This is a genomic window from Reyranella sp. (assembly GCF_052439685.1).
Taxonomy (GTDB): Bacteria; Pseudomonadota; Alphaproteobacteria; order Reyranellales; family Reyranellaceae; genus Reyranella.
On record NZ_JBQVQG010000031.1, the window covers coordinates 23804 to 41319 of the forward strand.

Annotated in this window: 19 protein-coding genes; 6 read left to right on the top strand and 13 right to left on the bottom strand. The window is 65.4% G+C overall.

The genetic code is table 11. The annotated features are described in order from the left end of the window. Window positions 1-46: 46 nt before the first annotated feature. Both ACT6UX_RS25935 and wrbA read left to right on the top strand, forming a co-directional pair. A complete protein-coding gene (locus ACT6UX_RS25935; protein WP_444778044.1) occupies window positions 47-925 on the top strand; it encodes a pirin family protein in 879 nt (292 codons plus the stop codon). 45 nt (window positions 926-970) lie between these two features. After that, entirely contained in the window at window positions 971-1570 is a 600-nt protein-coding gene (gene wrbA, locus ACT6UX_RS25940) for an NAD(P)H:quinone oxidoreductase (protein WP_444778045.1), read from the top strand. Window positions 1571-1584: 14 nt separating this feature from the next. Here the strand turns inward: wrbA and ACT6UX_RS25945 are convergent, their stop codons facing one another. The 5 genes from ACT6UX_RS25945 to ACT6UX_RS25965 all read right to left on the bottom strand — a co-directional run bounded on the left by ACT6UX_RS25945 (window position 1585) and on the right by ACT6UX_RS25965 (window position 6266). Then, window positions 1585-3036, bottom strand: a complete 1452-nt coding sequence (locus ACT6UX_RS25945) for an MFS transporter (RefSeq protein ID WP_444778046.1) — start codon at window positions 3034-3036, stop codon at window positions 1585-1587. Window positions 3037-3110: 74 nt separating this feature from the next. Next, on the bottom strand, window positions 3111-4157 hold the full coding sequence (locus ACT6UX_RS25950; protein WP_444778047.1) for an MBL fold metallo-hydrolase: 1047 nt from the start codon (window positions 4155-4157) through the stop codon (window positions 3111-3113). A 17-nt stretch (window positions 4158-4174) separates the two neighbouring features. Next, window positions 4175-4666 (bottom strand): GNAT family N-acetyltransferase, encoded by a 492-nt coding sequence (locus ACT6UX_RS25955; protein WP_444778074.1) that lies wholly within the window; start codon window positions 4664-4666, stop codon window positions 4175-4177. Continuing rightward, window positions 4663-5805, bottom strand: coding sequence for an alpha/beta fold hydrolase (locus ACT6UX_RS25960; RefSeq protein ID WP_444778048.1), 1143 nt, complete (start codon window positions 5803-5805; stop codon window positions 4663-4665). Before ACT6UX_RS25960 ends, ACT6UX_RS25955 begins: the two co-directional genes overlap by 4 nt. A gap of 191 nt (window positions 5806-5996) precedes the next feature. Continuing rightward, window positions 5997-6266: a hypothetical protein gene (locus ACT6UX_RS25965; RefSeq protein WP_444778049.1), complete on the bottom strand. Its 270-nt coding sequence runs from the start codon at window positions 6264-6266 to the stop codon at window positions 5997-5999. Between the two features lie 118 nt (window positions 6267-6384). Here ACT6UX_RS25965 and ACT6UX_RS25970 point away from each other — a divergent pair, with 118 nt between their 5' ends. Then, complete coding sequence (locus tag ACT6UX_RS25970; protein ID WP_444778050.1) at window positions 6385-6735, top strand: ArsR/SmtB family transcription factor; 351 nt, start codon at window positions 6385-6387, stop codon at window positions 6733-6735. Then, window positions 6732-7271 carry an SRPBCC family protein gene (locus ACT6UX_RS25975; RefSeq protein ID WP_444778051.1) on the top strand — a complete coding sequence of 180 codons (540 nt, stop codon included), beginning with the start codon at window positions 6732-6734 and terminating at the stop codon, window positions 7269-7271. Before ACT6UX_RS25970 ends, ACT6UX_RS25975 begins: the two co-directional genes overlap by 4 nt. Before the next feature lie 6 nt (window positions 7272-7277). Here the strand turns inward: ACT6UX_RS25975 and ACT6UX_RS25980 are convergent, their stop codons facing one another. The 5 genes from ACT6UX_RS25980 to ACT6UX_RS26000 all read right to left on the bottom strand — a co-directional run bounded on the left by ACT6UX_RS25980 (window position 7278) and on the right by ACT6UX_RS26000 (window position 11579). Further along, window positions 7278-7661: a hypothetical protein gene (locus ACT6UX_RS25980; protein WP_444778052.1), complete on the bottom strand. Its 384-nt coding sequence runs from the start codon at window positions 7659-7661 to the stop codon at window positions 7278-7280. Between the two features lie 125 nt (window positions 7662-7786). Next, window positions 7787-8953: an acyl-CoA dehydrogenase family protein gene (locus ACT6UX_RS25985; RefSeq protein ID WP_444778053.1), complete on the bottom strand. Its 1167-nt coding sequence runs from the start codon at window positions 8951-8953 to the stop codon at window positions 7787-7789. Window positions 8954-8963: 10 nt separating this feature from the next. After that, window positions 8964-9758: a 3-oxoadipate enol-lactonase gene (pcaD, locus tag ACT6UX_RS25990; RefSeq protein ID WP_444778054.1), complete on the bottom strand. Its 795-nt coding sequence runs from the start codon at window positions 9756-9758 to the stop codon at window positions 8964-8966. A gap of 127 nt (window positions 9759-9885) precedes the next feature. After that, on the bottom strand, window positions 9886-10656 hold the full coding sequence (locus ACT6UX_RS25995) for a glucose 1-dehydrogenase (RefSeq protein ID WP_444778055.1): 771 nt from the start codon (window positions 10654-10656) through the stop codon (window positions 9886-9888). Beyond that, window positions 10653-11579 (bottom strand): DMT family transporter, encoded by a 927-nt coding sequence (locus ACT6UX_RS26000; protein WP_444778056.1) that lies wholly within the window; start codon window positions 11577-11579, stop codon window positions 10653-10655. Before ACT6UX_RS26000 ends, ACT6UX_RS25995 begins: the two co-directional genes overlap by 4 nt. A gap of 118 nt (window positions 11580-11697) precedes the next feature. On the opposite strand from ACT6UX_RS26000, the gene ACT6UX_RS26005 reads away from it, so the two are divergent. Beyond that, on the top strand, window positions 11698-13635 hold the full coding sequence (locus ACT6UX_RS26005; RefSeq protein ID WP_444778057.1) for a primary-amine oxidase: 1938 nt from the start codon (window positions 11698-11700) through the stop codon (window positions 13633-13635). A 25-nt stretch (window positions 13636-13660) separates the two neighbouring features. Then, window positions 13661-14269, top strand: a complete 609-nt coding sequence (locus ACT6UX_RS26010) for a VOC family protein (protein ID WP_444778058.1) — start codon at window positions 13661-13663, stop codon at window positions 14267-14269. Window positions 14270-14326: 57 nt separating this feature from the next. Here ACT6UX_RS26010 and ACT6UX_RS26015 read toward each other — a convergent pair whose 3' ends face one another. The 3 genes from ACT6UX_RS26015 to oxlT all read right to left on the bottom strand — a co-directional run bounded on the left by ACT6UX_RS26015 (window position 14327) and on the right by oxlT (window position 17474). Beyond that, entirely contained in the window at window positions 14327-14695 is a 369-nt protein-coding gene (locus ACT6UX_RS26015; protein ID WP_444778059.1) for a YidH family protein, read from the bottom strand. Window positions 14696-14885: 190 nt separating this feature from the next. After that, entirely contained in the window at window positions 14886-16109 is a 1224-nt protein-coding gene (locus tag ACT6UX_RS26020) for an acyl-CoA dehydrogenase family protein (RefSeq protein ID WP_444778060.1), read from the bottom strand. 96 nt (window positions 16110-16205) lie between these two features. Continuing rightward, complete coding sequence (gene oxlT / locus ACT6UX_RS26025) at window positions 16206-17474, bottom strand: oxalate/formate MFS antiporter (RefSeq protein ID WP_444778061.1); 1269 nt, start codon at window positions 17472-17474, stop codon at window positions 16206-16208. Window positions 17475-17516 lie beyond the last annotated feature (42 nt).

The following is a 17516-nucleotide window of genomic DNA, read 5'->3' on the forward strand; positions in this document are numbered from 1 at the left end:
CAAAGAAGCTGCCCCTACATACGCCCTGCCACCAAGGAGGGCGGCCATGACGGCTTCGAACAGCAACAGACGCCAGCTGACTTCTATCCACGAGGCGTTCCGGACCCTGGAAGGCGACGGGTTCGAAGTGCGCCGTGCGATCCCCTCGAACGCCTACGAGGCGATCGGCCCCTTCATCTTCCTCGACCAGTTCGGCCCGATCGACGTGCGACCGGGCGAGGCCAAGGGCGCCTCTGCACATCCGCATGCGGGCATCGAGACGCTGACCCTGCTGCTGGAAGGCAGCCAGACCCACAAGGACAGTCTCGGCAATGCCAGCAGCATGCGGCCGGGCGAGGTCCAGTGGATGCGCGCCGGTCGCGGCGTAGTCCACGACGAGAGTCCGGACGAACAGCTTCGGCGCGAGGGCGGCCACGTCCACGGCGTCCAGCTCTGGATCAACATGCCCAAGGGGTCGAAGCATACGGAGCCGGCCTATCGTCACGTGACGGCTTCCGAGATTCCGACCCTTACCGCCGATGACGGGCGCGTGCTGGTGCGGGTCGTCGCCGGCACGGTCGGCGATCTCACGGGCCCCATCGCGACATCGGGCAATCCCTTCGTGTTGCACGCCTCGCTGAAAGCAGGAGCCAAAACGGAACTGGCGGTCGGCAGCGCGGCGGAACTCGGTGTCTACGTGATGGTGGGCGCCGCCCGCATCGGGGGCGACGAGCGGCGGATCGAGGCGGGCGAGCTCGCCCGGCTCACCGGGGGCGAACGCCTCGAAATCGAGGCCGCCGGGGACAGCGAGATCCTGCTGGTCGGTGGCGACCCGCTCGATGCCCCGATCCTGCGCCACGGACCGTTCGTGATGAATTCGATCGACGAGCTCGAACGCGCGGTTCGCGACTACCACGCCGGCCGCATGGGCCGGATCGCCGCCTGACCCTTTCACTTTCCCTTCAACCTCAACCGACAACTGGAGACAGACATGACCAAGGTTCTCGTTCTTTACTATTCCGCCTACGGCCACATCGAGACGATGGCGGAAGCCGTTGCGGCGGGCGCGCGCGAGGCCGGCGCCCAGGTCGACATCAAGCGCGTTCCCGAGACCGTGCCGGAAGCGGTGGCCAAGGCGTCGCACTTCAAGCTCGACCAGAAGGCCCCGGTCGCCAAGGTCGAGGATCTCGCCGACTACGACGCGGTGATCGTCGGCACCGGCACGCGTTTCGGCCGCATGTCCTCGCAGATGGCGAGCTTCCTCGACCAGGCGGGTGGCCTGTGGGCCAAGGGCGCGCTGAACGGCAAGGTCGGCGGTGCCTTCACCTCGACGGCGACCCAGCATGGCGGCCAGGAGACGACGCTGTTCTCCATCATTACCAACCTGCTGCACTTCGGCATGGTGGTCGTCGGTCTCGACTACGGTCACGCCGGCCAGATGACGATCGATGAGATCACCGGCGGCAGCCCCTACGGCGCGACCACGATCGCCGGCGGCACCGGTCAGCGCCAGCCGTCGGAGAACGAGCTGGTCGGCGCCCGCTACCAGGGTCGCCGGATCGCGGAGACGGCGAAGAATCTCGCCGCCTGATCACTCGACCCTGATCACTCGACCACGGGATCTCGATCCCCGCCGGCGGCGTCGCGACCTGCGACGCCGCCTGGCCGGATCAGCGAGATCAGGCCGGCGAGCGCGGCCAGGCCAGCCAGGAGAAGGATGACGTCGCGGCTCGCTGCGACGAGTGCTTCCACGGGAATATCGAGCGTGCTGCCGCTGCTGCTCCCGAGGGAGAGAGAGAGAAGGGTGGAAGCGCCGGCGATGCCGGTGCTCATCCCGAGCATGCGCATGACGTTCAGGACGCTGCCGGCCTGACCGGTTTCGCCAGCAGGGGCCGCAGACATGATGGCGCTGCTGTTGGGCGAGATGAAGAGGCCCTGACCGACGCCGATGACTGCGAGCGACAGAGTCACCAGCCAGAGATTGGCAGGAACGCCGTCGAGGAAAACATAGAGGATCGCGAGCCCTGCGCTGCAAATCGCCATGCCGAGGCAGGTCGGCAGGCGGGCACCCAAGCGGTCGTAGAGCATGCCACCCACGGGCGCGAGCAGTCCCAGCAGCACCGGCAGAATCGACAGCCGGAGGCCCGCCGCCAGTGCCGTATCATGGTAGATGCGAACCAGCGCGAACGGGACGAGGAAGAACACCCCGAACAGCGTGGCGTACGATACGAAGTTCGCCGTGTTGCCGAGAAGGAAGGCGGGCTTGGCGAGCAGCTTCAGGTCGAGCAGCGGCGCCGAGGTGCGATGCTCGGTGCGCACGAAGAGCAGGGCGCAGGCGATGCCGCCGAGGAGACAGGCGAGCAGGATCGGCGATGTCGGTCCGAGCGCATGCAGCTCGTTCAAGGCGGCGACCAGGCCCGTCAATGCTGGTGCGATCAGGATCGCGCCGCGCCAGTCGAAGCGCTCGTGTTTGGAGGCAACGCCCGTCTGCGGAAGAACGAACCAGCCGAGGGTCGCGCCCGCGATCCCCAGCGGAACGTTGATCCAGAACGCCCACTGCCAGCCCAGCGTGTCGAGGATGAAGCCGCCGATCGCCGGGCCCGCGCCGAGGCCCACCGCCTGCGCCGCCGACTGAAGGCCGAGGCCGCGGCCGCGTTCTTTGGGTCCCATGATCATGACCACGATGGCGACGCTATTCGAGGTGATCAGCGCACCGCCGATCGCTTGCAGGACCCGGAAGAAGATCAGCCAAGGCAGGCTCGTCGCGTAGCCGCACAGGGCCGAGCCCGCGATGAATAGCAGGAAGCCCGCGGTGTAGAGGAGCTTGCGGCCGAACATGTCCGACAACCGCCCGAAGATCGGCATGAACGATGCGAGCGCGAGCAGGTAGGCGACGGCGACCCAGCTCACGCTGGCGAGGCGGGCGCCAAACTCGACCTCGAGCCGCGGCAGCAGCACCTGGGTCATGCTGGCATCGACCTGCCCCATGACGGCGCCGATGCAGACCGTGCCGACGACGAACCAGCGATACGAGGGCAGACGCGCGACCGCCTCCAAGGGGGCTGGCTCCCGGCCTTCGAAAGCGGCAGCCTTCAGGGCGCGGAGCGACAAGGGACCGGGAGGAGAAGACATCACCAGGTCGGCTTGGCTTCGAACGTCGTCGGCGCCCTGGCCTCGCGGGTGGCCGGAGCCACGCTGGCATCGAACGTGTAGGTCGTGCCGACGGCCGACTGGCTGACCCTGTCGCCATAAGCGTTGGCCAGCGCATGCAGGGCGCGCCATCCGGTGCAGTGGCCGGTGATGAAGTAGCCGATGTCGAAGGAGTCGAGGGCCTCGACCGTCTGCGGGATGAGGCGCTCCATCACGCCTCCGAGATGCAGGCCGCCCATGACGGCATGGATAGGGGTGTCGGGGAACAGGCGCTTCGCCTCGGTGCAGACGTTGACGATGCCGGCATGGGAGCAGGCGCTGAACACGACGAGGCCGAGATCGCGCACGTTTACGATCAGCATGCGCTCGTCCATCAGGAACGGGTCGGGCCGCCATTCCTCGGAATTGTCCTTGCGGCAGAGATGGTCCTCGCGGCCCTTCTCGAAGGCGCTGACCCGAGGGATCTCGCCACTGTAGTAGAAGTGGCCGTCGAGCAGGGTACGTGCCCTGCTGTCGTTGACGATGCGGGCGCCCTGCGCCTCCATCTGCGCGGGCGTGGGAACACGGGCGGCCGGGAAGATCGTGCCGTCCTGCAGCAGCACGCCGCGCTCGTTGAACATGTCGGGATTGACGTTGACCGCGACGCTGCCTCGCCCGCGGCGCCTGGCAATGGCGTCGAGCGCGGCGGGAAGCGCCCCCATGTGATCCCAATGGCCGTGGGTGACTGCGATCTCCTCAACCTCGCCGAGATCGATCGCCATGTTGCGGCAGTTGCGGATGAAGGCCGTGCCCTCGGTGCCGGTGTCGAACAGAAGCGTGTGCTGGCTGGCGCCGATCCTGGTCCTGAGACGCAGGCCATAGCCGAGATTGGCCACCAGAAGCGTCTCGCCGGAAATCTCCTTCGCGCCCGCCTTCAGGATGTTGGCCATCTCCGAGGTCGCGAACGCGGGCTTGCTTGCATAGGTGTCGCTCATATTGTCGGTGATGACGTCGACGGTGAGCGAATCGACGGCGGCGAGGTCGGACATGCGAGACGCCTCCTGTGTCAGAGCCCTGGCAAGACGGGACGGGCGAGATAGCGGACGGTCTTGGCGCCGCCGTAGATGGCGGCATGGCCGATCTCGACGAAACCCAGCGACGCGTGAAATGCATCGGACGCCGGATTGGGCGGATCGGAATTGACCTCGCAGACGATGCGGTCGTGACCGGCATCGCTGACCGCGCGAAACAGGTCTTCGTACAGGCGCTTGGCCAAGCCGTGCTTGCGCATCGCCGGAGCGACGACGATGCGGTCGACATAGACGAAGCGGGGATAGCGGTCGCGGAACCAGAGATAGTTGGGACTGTCGTAGTCGGCGGCGTGGTCGAAGGCCAGGAGGAAGGCGGCGTCGTTGCCGGCGCGGCGGGAGTAGAAGGCCTGCGCCAGCAGGTGCCGCAACCTCGCGGCGTCGAGCCAGGAGAGCTCGACGGCGTGGTCGTTGTTGAGGGCGAGGAGGGCGGCCTCGTCGCCCGCGGAAATGCTGGCCAGTTCGGTCAGGCGTTCGTCTCCTTCAGGAAGCGGATCAGGAGACGGCTGACTTCAGCCGCCTGCTCCTGCTGCACCCAGTGGCCGGCGCCGTCGACCATGTGGATTTCCTTCATGTTGCTGCAGGCGCTCTTCTGCATCTTCTCCAGCGCGCCCGGCGACTGGTAGTTGCCCCAGTCGCTCTTGCCCGAGATGAAGGTCGAGGGCTGGTCGATGGTGCGGCCGGTGAAGATTTCGAGTTCGGGCGTCACCCTGCCGCTGGTGCGGGCGCGATACCAGTTGAGGCCGCCCTGGAAACCGGTGCGCTCGTACTCGCCGGCATAGACCGCGAGCTCGTCGTCGGTGAGCCATTTGGCGGCTGCGATCTCCTCGGCCGTCGGCATCTGCTTGGCGACGGTCTCGGCCATGCCTTCGGCCAGGTCCATGATGTAATAGGTCGGCATCTTCGCCAGCTCCTCGGCGCTCCAGCCCTTCAGCTCGTAGGGCTTGTTCGCCTTCCAGTCGGCGCTCTTGTAGTGATAGTAGGCGCGCAGGAAATTGTGCAGGCCCTGACTTGCGTGCCACTGTTCCTCGTTGGCTTCGCGCGTCGACTGATACCACTGGTAATGCTTGCGCGGGCGCGGCAACGCCGCCAGCGCGGCGTGAACGTCCGGTGCCTTGGGCGAAGCCGGCTTTCCGGCGGTGTCGAAGGGCACGGATGAAGGGCCCGGGAAGGGCGCGCTCATCAGCGCCATGCGCTTGAAGATGTCGGGCCGCGCCAGCGAGGCGTAGGAGGCGACGGAGGAGCCGAAATCGTGTCCGACGGCGGCCTCGGCGGTGCGATGGCCCAGCGCATAGAGCACGCCGATCGCGTCGCGCAGCAGATTGGTGAATCGGAAGCCGATCTGGTCGGCATCGAAATCGGCGCTCCAACCGGTCGTGCGGCCGTAGCCGCGCAGGTCGGGCGCGATGGCATGATAGCCCGCGTCAGCCAGCGCGGGCATGACCTTGCGCCAGCTGTAGGCGATCTCCGGAAAGCCGTGGAACAGCATCACGGCCGGCGCCTTCCTGTCGAAACCGGCTTCGAGCACATGGATGTCGAGGCCGTTGATGCCGGGAAGGATCCGGGCGCGAACGCCGGCGGGGAGCACGGAAGAGGGAAGCGGTTGCATCCGGTGAGCCTACGCCGGCCGTGCCTGAAATGGCAGATGGGTTGCGCGCATAGTCGGCACTAGGTCCGCATTGCGAGCACGGGAGGGAAGATGCAGCAGCAGCCTTCGGTGATTACGCCTGAGATCGCCGAGATGAAGCGTTCGAAGCGCGCTGGAAGCGGGCCTTCGCGGTTATGTAGCGGACTCCGACGTCACGCCTGGGACATCACATGGAACCCTCCAGGCCCGATGGATGCGGTCGGCCACGTCACCTTCGGCATCTGACCGGTTCGATCGTAAGCGTCGGCCACCCGCTCCACGCATTTCTCGAAGGCGGTCGAGTGCGGTTTGATTCCTTGATCCAGGCAGGCTTTCTTCGCAATGGCCAAGGTATCGCCGGACCGGGCCTGGACGTGCGGCGCGAGGGACATAGCTGCCGCGGCGGCACCGATGGCGATGAAGATCGTACTAAGGCGATTCATGACATCCTCCTGTCTTCAGAAGAACGCTGTTGCTCGCGCAGCAGTTGCCGCAAAGGCGCGAGCAGAAAATTAAACGAAATGGTTGAATGATCATTCTCAACCTTTTATGTTCAACAACATGGTTGAACAAATGGTCGGCGATCTCGATCGCGTATTCCACGCTCTCGCCGATCCCACCCGTCGCGCGATGTTGCGACGCCTCGCGGGAGGCGAGCGGAGTGTCGGCGAACTCGCCCAGCCCTTCGCCATGTCCTTCGCCGCAGCCGCCAAGCACGTGAAGGTGCTGGAGAGCGCGGGCCTTCTGAAGCGGACGATCGAGGGGCGCACGCATCGTTGCCGCCTCGAGGCCGGACCGCTGGCCGGCGCCGACCGCTGGATCGCCGACTACCAGCACTTCTGGATGAACCGTCTCGATGCTCTCGAGACGGCTTTGCTGAGCGACACCCGGCAGAAGAGGAGCCGCCCATGACCGCCCGCGAAACGAGTTACGGCCGCATCGTCGCTCCGGCAGAGATTCGCTTCGAGCGCCTTCTGCCAGGCCCCATCGAAAGAGTGTGGGAATTCCTCGTCGATTCCGACAAGCGCGGGCAATGGCTCGCTAGTGGCCCCATGGAATTGAAGCCTGGCGGCGCGCTCGAACTCCGCTTTCGCCATCGCGATCTGTCGCCCGACAAGGCGCCACCGCCAGAGCGCTTCAGGGAAATGGACGAGAAGGGCCATATCGCTCACGAGCGCGTGCTACGGATCGAGCCGCCGCGCTTGCTCTCGATCTCCTGGGGTGGATCGGATGTAACGTTCGAACTGTTTCCCGAGGGCGAGAAAGTGTGCCTCGTCCTGACTCACCGTCGTCTGCCCGACCGCGCGGCAATGATCATGACCTCGGGCGGGTGGCACACCCATCTCGCTATCCTCGTCGAGCGGGCCCATGGGCGAACACCGCCTGCTTTCTGGACGGTGTTCGGCGCTATCGAAAGCGAATACGAGACGCTCTACCCTAAGCCGTGACGGGCGTTACTGGCGAGCTATATCCCGGTCGTATTGAGGCTCGTCGGTGAACACGAGCAGACTGCGCGCGTGCGTCTCGCGCTCCATGCAGTTCTTGTAGCCGGACGTGGCCGGAGACAGTCCGGATTCAAGGCAGGAATCACGAGCGTCTGCGGTTACCCGCGCCATGGTGTAAGCGATCTCCGGTTTACCCCATTCAATCGCACGCGTGGCCTGCGACAGACAATATTCATAGCCTTCAGTTTTCGGGGTGATCCCCTGCTCTCGGCAGATGCGCTCGGCTTGGGTTTGGGCCGAGGCCGGCGGGACCGGCGGGGCGAAGACCACGATACCTGCCATGAGGAACACGCTTCCCAGCGCCAGGCCGGCATTCAGCTGGTTGCGGGTCATTGGGCGGCTCCGTTGAGTTGGTTGCGATCACGTACTGGACAAACGTCCTGAATCGCCAAGGGGTTGCTGATACGAACGATACAATCGTCCGCGCTTGCCCCAATACCGCCTCAATTCGGGATCGGTCAGTAGCTCTTGGGCAGTCCCAGCACGCGTTCGGCCACGTAGCAAAGGATGAGCTGCTCGCTGACTGGGGCGATGCGGGCGATCATGACCTCGCGCAGGAAGCGCTCGACGTGGAACTCCTTGGCGTAGCCGTAGCCGCCATGGGTCAGGATCGCGCGCTCGCAGGCATCGTAGGCGGAGCGGGCGCCGAGATACTTCGCCGAGTTGGCCTCGGCGCCGCAGTCCTTGCCGGTGTCGTACAGCCAGGCGGCCTTGAAGGTCAGCAGGTTGGCCGCTTCGAGCTGCATCCAGCTTTCCGCCAGCGGGTGCTGGATCGCCTGGTTCTTGCCGATCGGCCGGCCGAACACGACCCTCTCCTTGGCGTACTGGGTGGCGCGGGCGAGGGCGGCCTTGCCGATGCCGATCGCCTCGGCGGCGATCAGGATGCGCTCGGGGTTCAGCCCGTGCAGCAGGTAGTGGAAGCCCTTGCCCTCTTCGCCGATGCGATCCTCGAGCGGCACCTTCAGCCCGTCGATGAACACCTGGTTGGTGTCGATCGCCTTGCGGCCCATCTTCTCGATCTCGCGCACCTCGATCTTGCTGCGGTCGAAGTCGGTGTAGAAGAGCGACAGCCCGTCAGTCGGGCGCTTGCACTTCTCCTTCGGAGTCGTGCGGGCGATCAGCAGCATCTTGTCGGCGACCTGCGCCGTCGTGGTCCAGGTCTTCTTGCCGTGCACGACATAGCCGTTGCCGTCGCGCTCGGCCTTGGTCTCGAGCGCCGTGGTGTTGAGGCCGGCATCGGGTTCCGTGACAGCGAAGCAGCCCTTCACCTTGCCCTTGATGATGTCGGGCAGGATGCGCTTCTTCTGCTCCTCGGTGCCGAACACCACGATCGGATTGGGGCCGAACACGTTGAGATGGATCGCCGAGGCGCCCTGCAGGGCCGCGCCCGACTCGGCGACCGCCTGCATCATGATAGAGGCCTCGGTGATGCCGAGGCCCGAACCGCCGTATTCCTCCGGCATGGCGATGCCCAGCCATCCGGCGTCGGCCATCGTGCGGTAGAAATCTTCCGGGAAACCGCCGTCCTTGTCCTTCTTCAGCCAGTACTTTTCGTCGAAGCCGGCGCACAGCTTGGCGACACTGTCCTTGATGGCGAGCTGATCTTCGGAGAAGGCGAAATCCATCGGTCGATTCCTAACGGTTGAGGCCGAGAAAGCTCATCATGAGCCGGTTGAACGACTCGGGACGCTCGACGTTGGGCAGGTGGCGGGCCTTGGCGATGTCCTCGTAGCGCGCGCCGGGGATCTTGGAGGCGATCAGCTTGTTGCGATCGGGCGGCGTCGCCGGATCGTCGTCGCCGCAGATCACCAGGGTCGGGACCTTGATGGTGGGCAGGCGGTCGAGATAGTCGAAATCCTGGATGGCGGCGGCGCAGCCCAGGAAGCCGGCGTCCGACGTGCCGCAGATGGTCGAATGGATTTCCTTCCAACGCGTCGGATTGGCGTCCTTGAACTCCGGTGTGAACCACCGCTCCATGTTGCCGTCGGCCAGCGCCTTGACGCCGCCCGCGCGGACCGCCGCCTTGCGCTGGTCCCACAGGCCCGCCGAATCGTCCGGCGAGGAGGGATGCGTGTCGCACAAGGTCAGCGAGTGCAGTCGCTCCGGATATGCGAGGGCAAAGCCTTGGCCGATCATGCCTCCGATCGACAGGCCGATGTAATGGACCTTCCAGATGCCCAGCACGTCGAGCGCGCCTTTTACGTCGCCCGCGAGCTGGTCCATGGTGTAGTCGCCCTCGACCGGCTGGCTGCCGCCATGCCCGCGCATGTCGAGGCGCAGCACGCGATAGCCCGCGGCCAGCAGCGGCACCAGCTGTTCGGTCCACATGCCGCCGTCGGCGGCCAGCGAATGGGTGAAGCAGACCGCCGGCGCATTCTGCGGCCCGGCCAGGTCGAAGTAGATCTTACGTCCGTCGAGATTAAGCAGCATTTGAACCCCCTGTCATTCTGAGCGCAGCGAAGGATCTCGCGCCAACCACGGTCGGCGTCTGGCCGCCATGTGAGGTCCTTCGCATTGCTCCAGGACGGGGGGTGACCCCGCCCGAGACGACACTTAATCACATCGCCGAGATACCGCCGTCGATGATCACTTCCGAGCCGGTCATGAAGCTCGATTCGTCGGAGGCGAGGAAGACCAGGGCCCAGCCCACTTCCTCGGGCCGGCCGAGGCGGCCGATCGGGACCTGCTTGCCGAGCTTCTGCTGCATCAGGTCCTGGCCGAAGCGGTCGCGATACTTGTCGAGGATCGGCGTGTCGATGAAGGTCGGGTGCACCGAATTGCAGCGGATATTGTAGCCCGATTTGGCGCAGTGCAGTGCCACGGACTTGCTGAGCAGCCGGACGCCGGCCTTGGCCGAGTTGTAGGCGGCCATGTTGGCGCCGGCGATGATGCCCGAGATCGACGAAATGTTGATCACCGAGCCGCCCAGCCTCTGGGTATGCTTCTTGATCTCGGCGACGCCGTGCTTGCAGCCCAGGAACACGCCGTCGAGGTCGATGGCGTGGACCTTGCGCCATTCCTCGAGGGTAATGTCCTCGACCGTCTTGCTCAGGCCGATGCCGGCGGAGTTCAGCAGCACGTGGATGGCCCCGAACTTTTCGACCGTCTCCTGGATCGCGGCCTTCCAGTTGTCCTCGCTGGTCACGTCGAGCTTCACGAAATGCCCGGCCGAACCCAACCGGTCGGCGACGGCCTTGCCACGATCGGCCGCGACGTCGGCCACCACGACTTTGGCGCCTTCCTTGGCCATCAGTTCGGCGGCATTGGCGCCGAGGCCCGACGCGCCACCGGTGATGAGCGCAACCTTGCCGGCCAGACGATCCGTCATTTCTTCTTTCCTCCCGCGGCGGCCCCCGCTCTTGCCTCGCGGTGGGCGATGTAGGTCGTGGAGGCCACGATGATGGCGGCACCCACGAACGTCCAGATGTCCGAGGTCTTGCCCCAGACCGCAACATCCATCAAGGCGGCCCAGACGATGCCGAGGAAGGTGATGGACTGCAGGGCGGAAATGTCGAGCAGGCGATAGGCCCAGGTGATGAAAAAGTAGCCCATCGTTCCGAAGAAGCCGGCGGCCAGGAACAGCAGGAGCTGGTCGAGGGTCGGCGTCTGCCAGAACCACAGGCCGAGCGGGGTGAAGCAGATCGCGCCGATCACACTCTGCCACAGCACCACGACGGCCGGCTTGTCGCGGCCCGACACGACCTTGGCTACGAGATTGGAGCCGGCGATCAGCGGCACGGCGCAGAGCATCATGATGATGCCGGGGTTCACGGTGACGAGGCCCGGCCGGACGATGATCAGCATGCCGACGAAGCCGATTCCGACCGCCAGCCAGCGCCGCCAGTGCACCGTCTCGCGCAGGAAAATCACCGCGCCCAGGGTGACGAAGATCGGCCCGGTGAAGCCCAGCGCCGCCATGGTGGCGAGCGGCAGCCAGACCACGGCCTCGTACCACAGCGCATAGCCCGACGTGTGGAACAGGCCACGAAAGCAATGGAGCTTCAGGTCCTGCGTCTTCATGCCGGAAAGGCCGGCCCGCCAGAAAAGATAGGGCGCGATCAGCGCGACGCCGGCGACCCAGCGACCCCAGGCGACGTAGAGCGGCGGCATCTCGCTCGCCAGTTCCTTCACCGAGGCGTTCAGGAAGTTGAAGAAGAGGCCCGACAGCACGGCGAGGAAGAAACCGCGGGCCGTGCGCGACGGGATCAGGCGCGACAGGCTGTCGGTCGTGTCGATGGCGGAAGCGGACATGCGTGGCCAGAGGAGGCCGATATGGGATTGGGGTCAAGGCACTGCTTTTGCAGGTCAGCCCCTCGACGATCTTGCGCTCTGCAATCGTCACCGTGACAATGCCGCCTAGAGGAAAGCCATGCCCGATGCCATCGCCGAGACTGTGACGCACGCGGCCCCCGGCCATCCGCTCGACCCACTGACCGCCGACGAGATACGCCGAGCGTCGGCGGCCGTGCGCGCGGCACACGATCTCGGACCGGGCATGATGTTCGAAACGGTGAGCCTGCACGAACCCGACAAGAGCGTCGTGAAGGACTTCCGGGCAGATGCGCCGTTTCCGCGCGAGGCGTTCGTTTGCGCATTCGACCGCACCAACGGCCAGGTCTGGGAGGCCCGGGTGGATCTCGTCGCCGACAAGGTCGTCGACTGGCGGCACGTTCCCGGCGTCCGGCCGCGCATCCTGCTCGACGACATAATGCTGGTCGGAGAGGTGGCGCGGGCCGATCCGCGATTCCGCGAGGCCCTGGCCCGTCGTGGCATAACCGACATCGAAAACGTCCAGGTCGACCCCTGGTCGGCCGGCAACTACGGGCTGCCGGACGAAGAGGGCCGGCGGCTCTCGCATACTTTCTGCTGGTATCGGAGCGAGAAGAACGACAACGGCTATGCCCACCCCATCGAGGGGCTCTGTGCCGTCGTCGATCTCGACCGTGCCGAGGTGCTGCGTGTCGACGACTACGGCGTGGCCGATGTCCCGAGGCTCGATCGCAACTATGCCGCCCGCTATCGAAGCGTCTTTCGCGATGACGTGAAGCCGCTGGAAATCGTCCAGCCGGCCGGCCCGAGCTTCGTCGTCGAGGGCAACGAGGTACGCTGGCAGAAATGGCGCTTCCGCGTCGGCTTCAATGCCCGCGAAGGGCTGGTGCTGCATGCGATCGGCTACGAGGACGATGGACGGCTGCGGTCGGTGCTGCACCGGGCTGCGTTGTCGGAGATGGTCGTGCCGTACGGACACCCCGGTGGCGGGCATTTTCGCAAGAATGCCTTCGATGTCGGCGAGTACGGCATCGGGGTGCTGGCCAATTCACTGACCCTGGGCTGCGACTGTCTCGGCGCCATCCGCTACTTCGACGCCTGGCTGGCCGACAGCAAGGGCGATCCCTACTGCATCGAGAGCGCGGTTTGCCTGCACGAGGAGGATTTCGGCATCCTGTGGAAGCATACCGACCTGTTCACGGGCGAAGTCGATGTAAGGCGCGCCCGGCGGCTGGTCGTGTCGTCGATCTCGACCATCGGCAACTATGAGTACGGGTCTTTCTGGTATTTTCACCAGGACGGCTCGATCCACTTCGAAATGAAGGCGACCGGTATCATGAACACCGCCGGCCTCCGGCCCGGCGAAGCGCCGGACTATGGGACGATCGTGTCGCCAGGCGTCTATGCCCACTACCATCAGCACGTCTTCAACATGCGCCTCGACGTGGCGGTCGACGGCGAGCAAAACCGCGTCGTCGAGGTCGACACGGTGGCGCTGCCGATGGATGCCGACAACCCGTACGGCAATGCCTTCACCACGCGCCAGACGGTCCTCGAAACCGAGCAGGGCGCACAGCGCAACGTCGATTTCAACGCCGCCCGTTTCTGGAAGATCGAGAGTGCTGAGACCCGCAACCGGCTGGGCCAACCCACCGCCTACAAGTTGCTGCCGTTGAGCCCGATCCCCACCTTCTCACATCCCCAGTCGATGGTCTCCCGGCGGGCGGCCTTCATGACCCGGCAACTCTGGGTCACCGCCTACCATCCCGACGAGATTTACGCGGCCGGGCGCTATCCCAACCAGAGCAGCGGCGGCGACGGATTGCCGGCCTGGACGGAATCGGACCGCCCGCTGGTCGATACAGATATCGTGGTCTGGCACAGCTTCGGCTTGCACCACATTCCCCGCCCCGAGGATTTCCCGGTCCAGCCCGTGATCACCTCGGGATTCGCGCTTCACCCCAGCGGATTCTTCACGGAAAATCCGGCTCTCGATGTCCCGCCTTCCGCCAGCCGCATGAGCTGCTGCGTCGACTGACGCGCCCTCGATCGAGGAGATTGCCATGGATACGCTGATCGACACCGCATCGCGCCGCCGGACCCTGTCGGACAGGCCGGCCACGCCTATTCTGTTCGCGCACTTCGTGCTGCGCTCGTCGAACATGCAGTCGATGATCGACTGGTACTCGGCGGTGCTGAACATGCACGTGGTCCAGCGCACCGACTACATCTGCTTCCTGACCTACGACGACGAGCATCATCGCCTCGGCATCGTCAATCTGGGCGGGCTGAACGCGCCCGATGCGAAGACCTCGGGCCTGGCCCACGTCGCCTACACCTTCGCCGACATCGGCGCGCTGCTCTCGACGTACCGCCGCGTGAAGGCGCTGGGCATCGAGCCGTCGCGCTGCATCCATCACGGGCCGACAGTGTCGATCTACTATCGCGATCCCGACGGCAACGGCGTCGAACTGCAGGTCGACCGCTATGCGACGAAGGAAGCCACGGCCGCCTACTTCCAGACCGAGGCATTCAAAAGGAACCCGATCGGCGTCGCCTTCGATCCGGAGGCTCTGGTGAAGACCTATGAGGCCGGTGCGCCGGAGGGCGAACTGCTCGACATGCCTGACGGCCCGCCCGCCGCACCGCAATCGGCGCCTTCCCCTCGTTAGTACCGTGCGGGCTATCGCGAGAAGGCGCTGACGCCCGCCGGCGCGTTTCCAACGCGCCTAGAAAAGCCAGATCAGCGTCGAGCCGCCGATCAGGCCGATGGCGATGGCGGTGCCGACCATGACCTTGATGGACGGGCGATAGGATTCGTCGTCGATCGTCTTGCCGACATGGAGGTAATGCCAGGTCGAGCCCACCAGCATGACGATGCCTAGGATCACCAGGCCGATGCCGAGCTTCTCGACGTGGCGGTTTGCGAGATCGCGGACGTCCGGGATGACCTGATGCATCTCCATCAGGAAGAGCGCGAAGCGGTTGATGGCAACGCCGAGCGTCATCACTGCGATCGCCGTCCGGATCCACGCGAGGAACGTGCGCTCGTTGGCCAGATGATCGGTGACGTGCAGGCTTTTCTTCGGACTGTCCACGGTGACTCCTGCGTCTGGCGCCGGCTAGAGGTCCTTCGCTGCGCTCAGGATGACAATATTGCTGCAATTGACGCAGTGAGCCGATCAAAAAGACGGTGTCATCCCGAGCGCAGCGAGGGACCTTTCGCTTCTCAAATGAAAAAGGCGCGATCCCTGGGGATCGCGCCTCGTTCCGTCCCGGTTAAGAGACTCAGTTGTACTTGGCGATCTCGAGACGGCCAACCTGGTCGCGATGGACTTCGTCCGGACCGTCAGCGAGGCGCAGCGTGCGCTGGTGGGCGTACATGCTCGCGAGCTTGAACACCTGGCTGACGCCGCCGGCGCCATGAAGCTGCAGGCAGCGATCCACGACCTTCGAGGTGATGTTCGGCACCGCCACCTTGATCATCGCGATCTGCTGGCGGGCTTCCTTGTTGCCGAATTTGTCCATCGCCCAGGCGGCCTTGAGGACCAGCAGGCGGGCCATGTCGATTTCCATGCGCATGTCGGCGACATGGGCCTTGGTGACGCCCATCTCGGAAATCTTCTGGCCGAACGCCGTGCGGCTCTTGGCGCGCTTGATCGCCATTTCGAGGGCCCGCTCGGCGACACCGATGGCGCGCATGCAGTGATGGATGCGGCCCGGCCCGAGGCGGCCCTGGGCGATCTCGAAGCCGCGGCCCTCGCCAAGCAGGATGGCAGACTTCGGGACGCGCACGTTGTCGTACACCACTTCGGCATGGCCGTGCGGGGCATCGTCATACCCGAACACGTGCAGCATCTTCACGATCTTGATGCCGGGCGCGTCGCGCGGCACGACGATCATCGACTGCTGGCGGTAGGCCGGCGCGCTGGGGTCGCTCTTGCCCATCAGGATGATGACCTTGCAGCGCGGGTCGCCCATGCCGGACGACCACCACTTGCGGCCGTTGATGACATAGTCGTTGCCGTCGGACTCGATGCGGCACTCGACGTTGCGCGCGTCGGACGAGGCGACCGCCGGCTCGGTCATGGCGAAGCAGGAGCGGATGTCGCCGTTCAGCAGCGGCTTCAGCCACTTTTCCTTGTGCTCCGCCGTGCCGTAGCGCGCGAACACTTCCATGTTGCCGGTGTCCGGCGCCGAGCAGTTCACCGCCTCGGAGGCGATCGACGAGCGGCCCAGCACTTCGCAGATCGGGGCGTAGTCGAGGTTGCTGAGGCCCATCGTGCCGTGCGTGTCGCCGCTCTCGCGGTCGGCCGGCAGGAACATGTTCCAGAGGCCGCGCTTCTTCGCCTCGGCCTTGCATTCCTCGATGATCGGGGGAAGCTGCCAGCGATCCTTGGCGGTCTCCATCTGCTCTTCGTAGATGGGCTCGGCCGGATAGATGACCTCGTCCATGAATTTGTTGAGCTTCTCGAGCAGCGCCTTGCTGCGATCCGAGTATTCGAAGTCCATCACTCTCTCCCTTTGTGCTGCGGCGGACTCTGGCCGAAAACCGGTACAATGTGAACGGGCATTCAGGTCGCACGCCGATTTCGACTTGCGGTCGAGCTAGGCCTCCTCGGCGTGGGCCCTCCGGGGCAGGCGCAGCGGCTTGAGGACGGCCAGGGCGAGGAAGGCGGCGAGCAGGTTGAACAGCGCCGCGGCCAGGAAGACATCGTGCCAGCTCCCGGTCTCGACCACCCAATAGCTCGCCAGCGGGATCAACAGCGAGGCCACCCCCTTGGCGGTATAGAGCAGGGCGGCGTTGGTGGTGGCGTACTTCGTGCCGAAGACGTCGGTGCAGATGGTGGGAAAGAGGCTCGCCGTCTCGCCCCAGGCGAAGAAGGCCAGGCCGCCCAGGATCACGAACAGCAGAGGGTCCGCGCCATAGACCCACAGCGCCCAGATACCGATTCCCTCCAGGAGGAAGGCGATGAACAGGGTGTTCTCGCGGCCGATGTGATCGGAAACCCAGCCGCAGAGCGGCCGGGTCACGCCGTTCATGACGCGGTCGAGGGTGATGGCGAAGGTGAGCGCCGGCAAAGTGAGCCCGAGCAGGTTGACCGGCACGTCGGCGACCTTGAAGTCGCGGGCGATGGGCGCGATCTGCGCCGTCGCCATGAGGCCGCCCGAATAGACCAGGATGAACATGAAATAGAGCAGCCAGAAGATCCGGGACTTCAGCATTTCGGTCGGTGCGAAGTCGCGCGCCGTCTGGAGGAGGCGCGGGGCCGGCGCGCCCGCCTCCCCGGTCGGCGGTGCGCGCAGTGCCCAGGCGGTGACGAGCACGATCAGGCCCTGGACCAGGCCGAACCACAGGAAAGCCGCTTGATAGCCACGCGTGGCGATCATGTCCTGGATGGGGATGATGCTGGCAGCCGAACCCGCGCCGAAGCCGGCGACGGTGACGCCGACCGCGAGGCCGCGCCGATCGGAAAACCAGCGGACTGCATTGCCGACGCAGGTGCCGTAGACCGCCCCGGCGCCGACGCCTCCCAGTGCCGCCGCGACATAGAGGAGGAACAGCGAATCGGCCACGGAGTTAAGGGACCAGGCGGCGGCCACCAGCACGCCACCCGCCGCCACGACGTATTTCGGGCCGAACCGGTCGACGACCCACCCCTCGAACGGCACCAGCCAGGTCTCGGCGACGATGAAGATGGCGAAGGCGGTCTGGATGCTGGAAAGGCTCCAGCCGAATTTCTCGTGGAGAGGATGGACGAACAGCGTCCAGCCATATTGCAGGTTGGCGACCGCGACCATGCAGAGAAGACCGGCGCACAATTGCAGCCAGCGGCCGGCCGGCGATGCGGGCACCGACGAATTGCTGCGCGACACTCTCCAAACGCTCCCTTGCCGTCGGACGGTTCCCGTCCCTAA

Bases quoted from the DNA above. Each gene is read 5' to 3' on its own strand.
- ACT6UX_RS25980 (WP_444778052.1), bottom strand. From the start codon at position 7,661: ATGACCCGCAACCAGCTGAATGCCGGCCTGGCGCTGGGAAGCGTGTTC.
- ACT6UX_RS26000 (WP_444778056.1), bottom strand. From the start codon at position 11,579: ATGTCCGCTTCCGCCATCGACACGACCGACAGCCTGTCGCGCCTGATC.
- wrbA (WP_444778045.1), top strand. From the start codon at position 971: ATGACCAAGGTTCTCGTTCTTTACTATTCCGCCTACGGCCACATCGAG.
- ACT6UX_RS26005 (WP_444778057.1), top strand. From the start codon at position 11,698: ATGCCCGATGCCATCGCCGAGACTGTGACGCACGCGGCCCCCGGCCAT.
- ACT6UX_RS25975 (WP_444778051.1), top strand. From the start codon at position 6,732: ATGACCGCCCGCGAAACGAGTTACGGCCGCATCGTCGCTCCGGCAGAG.
- pcaD (WP_444778054.1), bottom strand. From the start codon at position 9,758: ATGCTGCTTAATCTCGACGGACGTAAGATCTACTTCGACCTGGCCGGG.
- ACT6UX_RS25985 (WP_444778053.1), bottom strand. From the start codon at position 8,953: ATGGATTTCGCCTTCTCCGAAGATCAGCTCGCCATCAAGGACAGTGTC.
- ACT6UX_RS25965 (WP_444778049.1), bottom strand. From the start codon at position 6,266: ATGAATCGCCTTAGTACGATCTTCATCGCCATCGGTGCCGCCGCGGCA.
- ACT6UX_RS26010 (WP_444778058.1), top strand. From the start codon at position 13,661: ATGGATACGCTGATCGACACCGCATCGCGCCGCCGGACCCTGTCGGAC.
- ACT6UX_RS25950 (WP_444778047.1), bottom strand. From the start codon at position 4,157: ATGTCCGACCTCGCCGCCGTCGATTCGCTCACCGTCGACGTCATCACC.
- ACT6UX_RS25970 (WP_444778050.1), top strand. From the start codon at position 6,385: ATGGTTGAACAAATGGTCGGCGATCTCGATCGCGTATTCCACGCTCTC.
- ACT6UX_RS25935 (WP_444778044.1), top strand. From the start codon at position 47: ATGACGGCTTCGAACAGCAACAGACGCCAGCTGACTTCTATCCACGAG.
- ACT6UX_RS25960 (WP_444778048.1), bottom strand. From the start codon at position 5,805: ATGCAACCGCTTCCCTCTTCCGTGCTCCCCGCCGGCGTTCGCGCCCGG.
- ACT6UX_RS25995 (WP_444778055.1), bottom strand. From the start codon at position 10,656: ATGACGGATCGTCTGGCCGGCAAGGTTGCGCTCATCACCGGTGGCGCG.
- ACT6UX_RS26020 (WP_444778060.1), bottom strand. From the start codon at position 16,109: ATGGACTTCGAATACTCGGATCGCAGCAAGGCGCTGCTCGAGAAGCTC.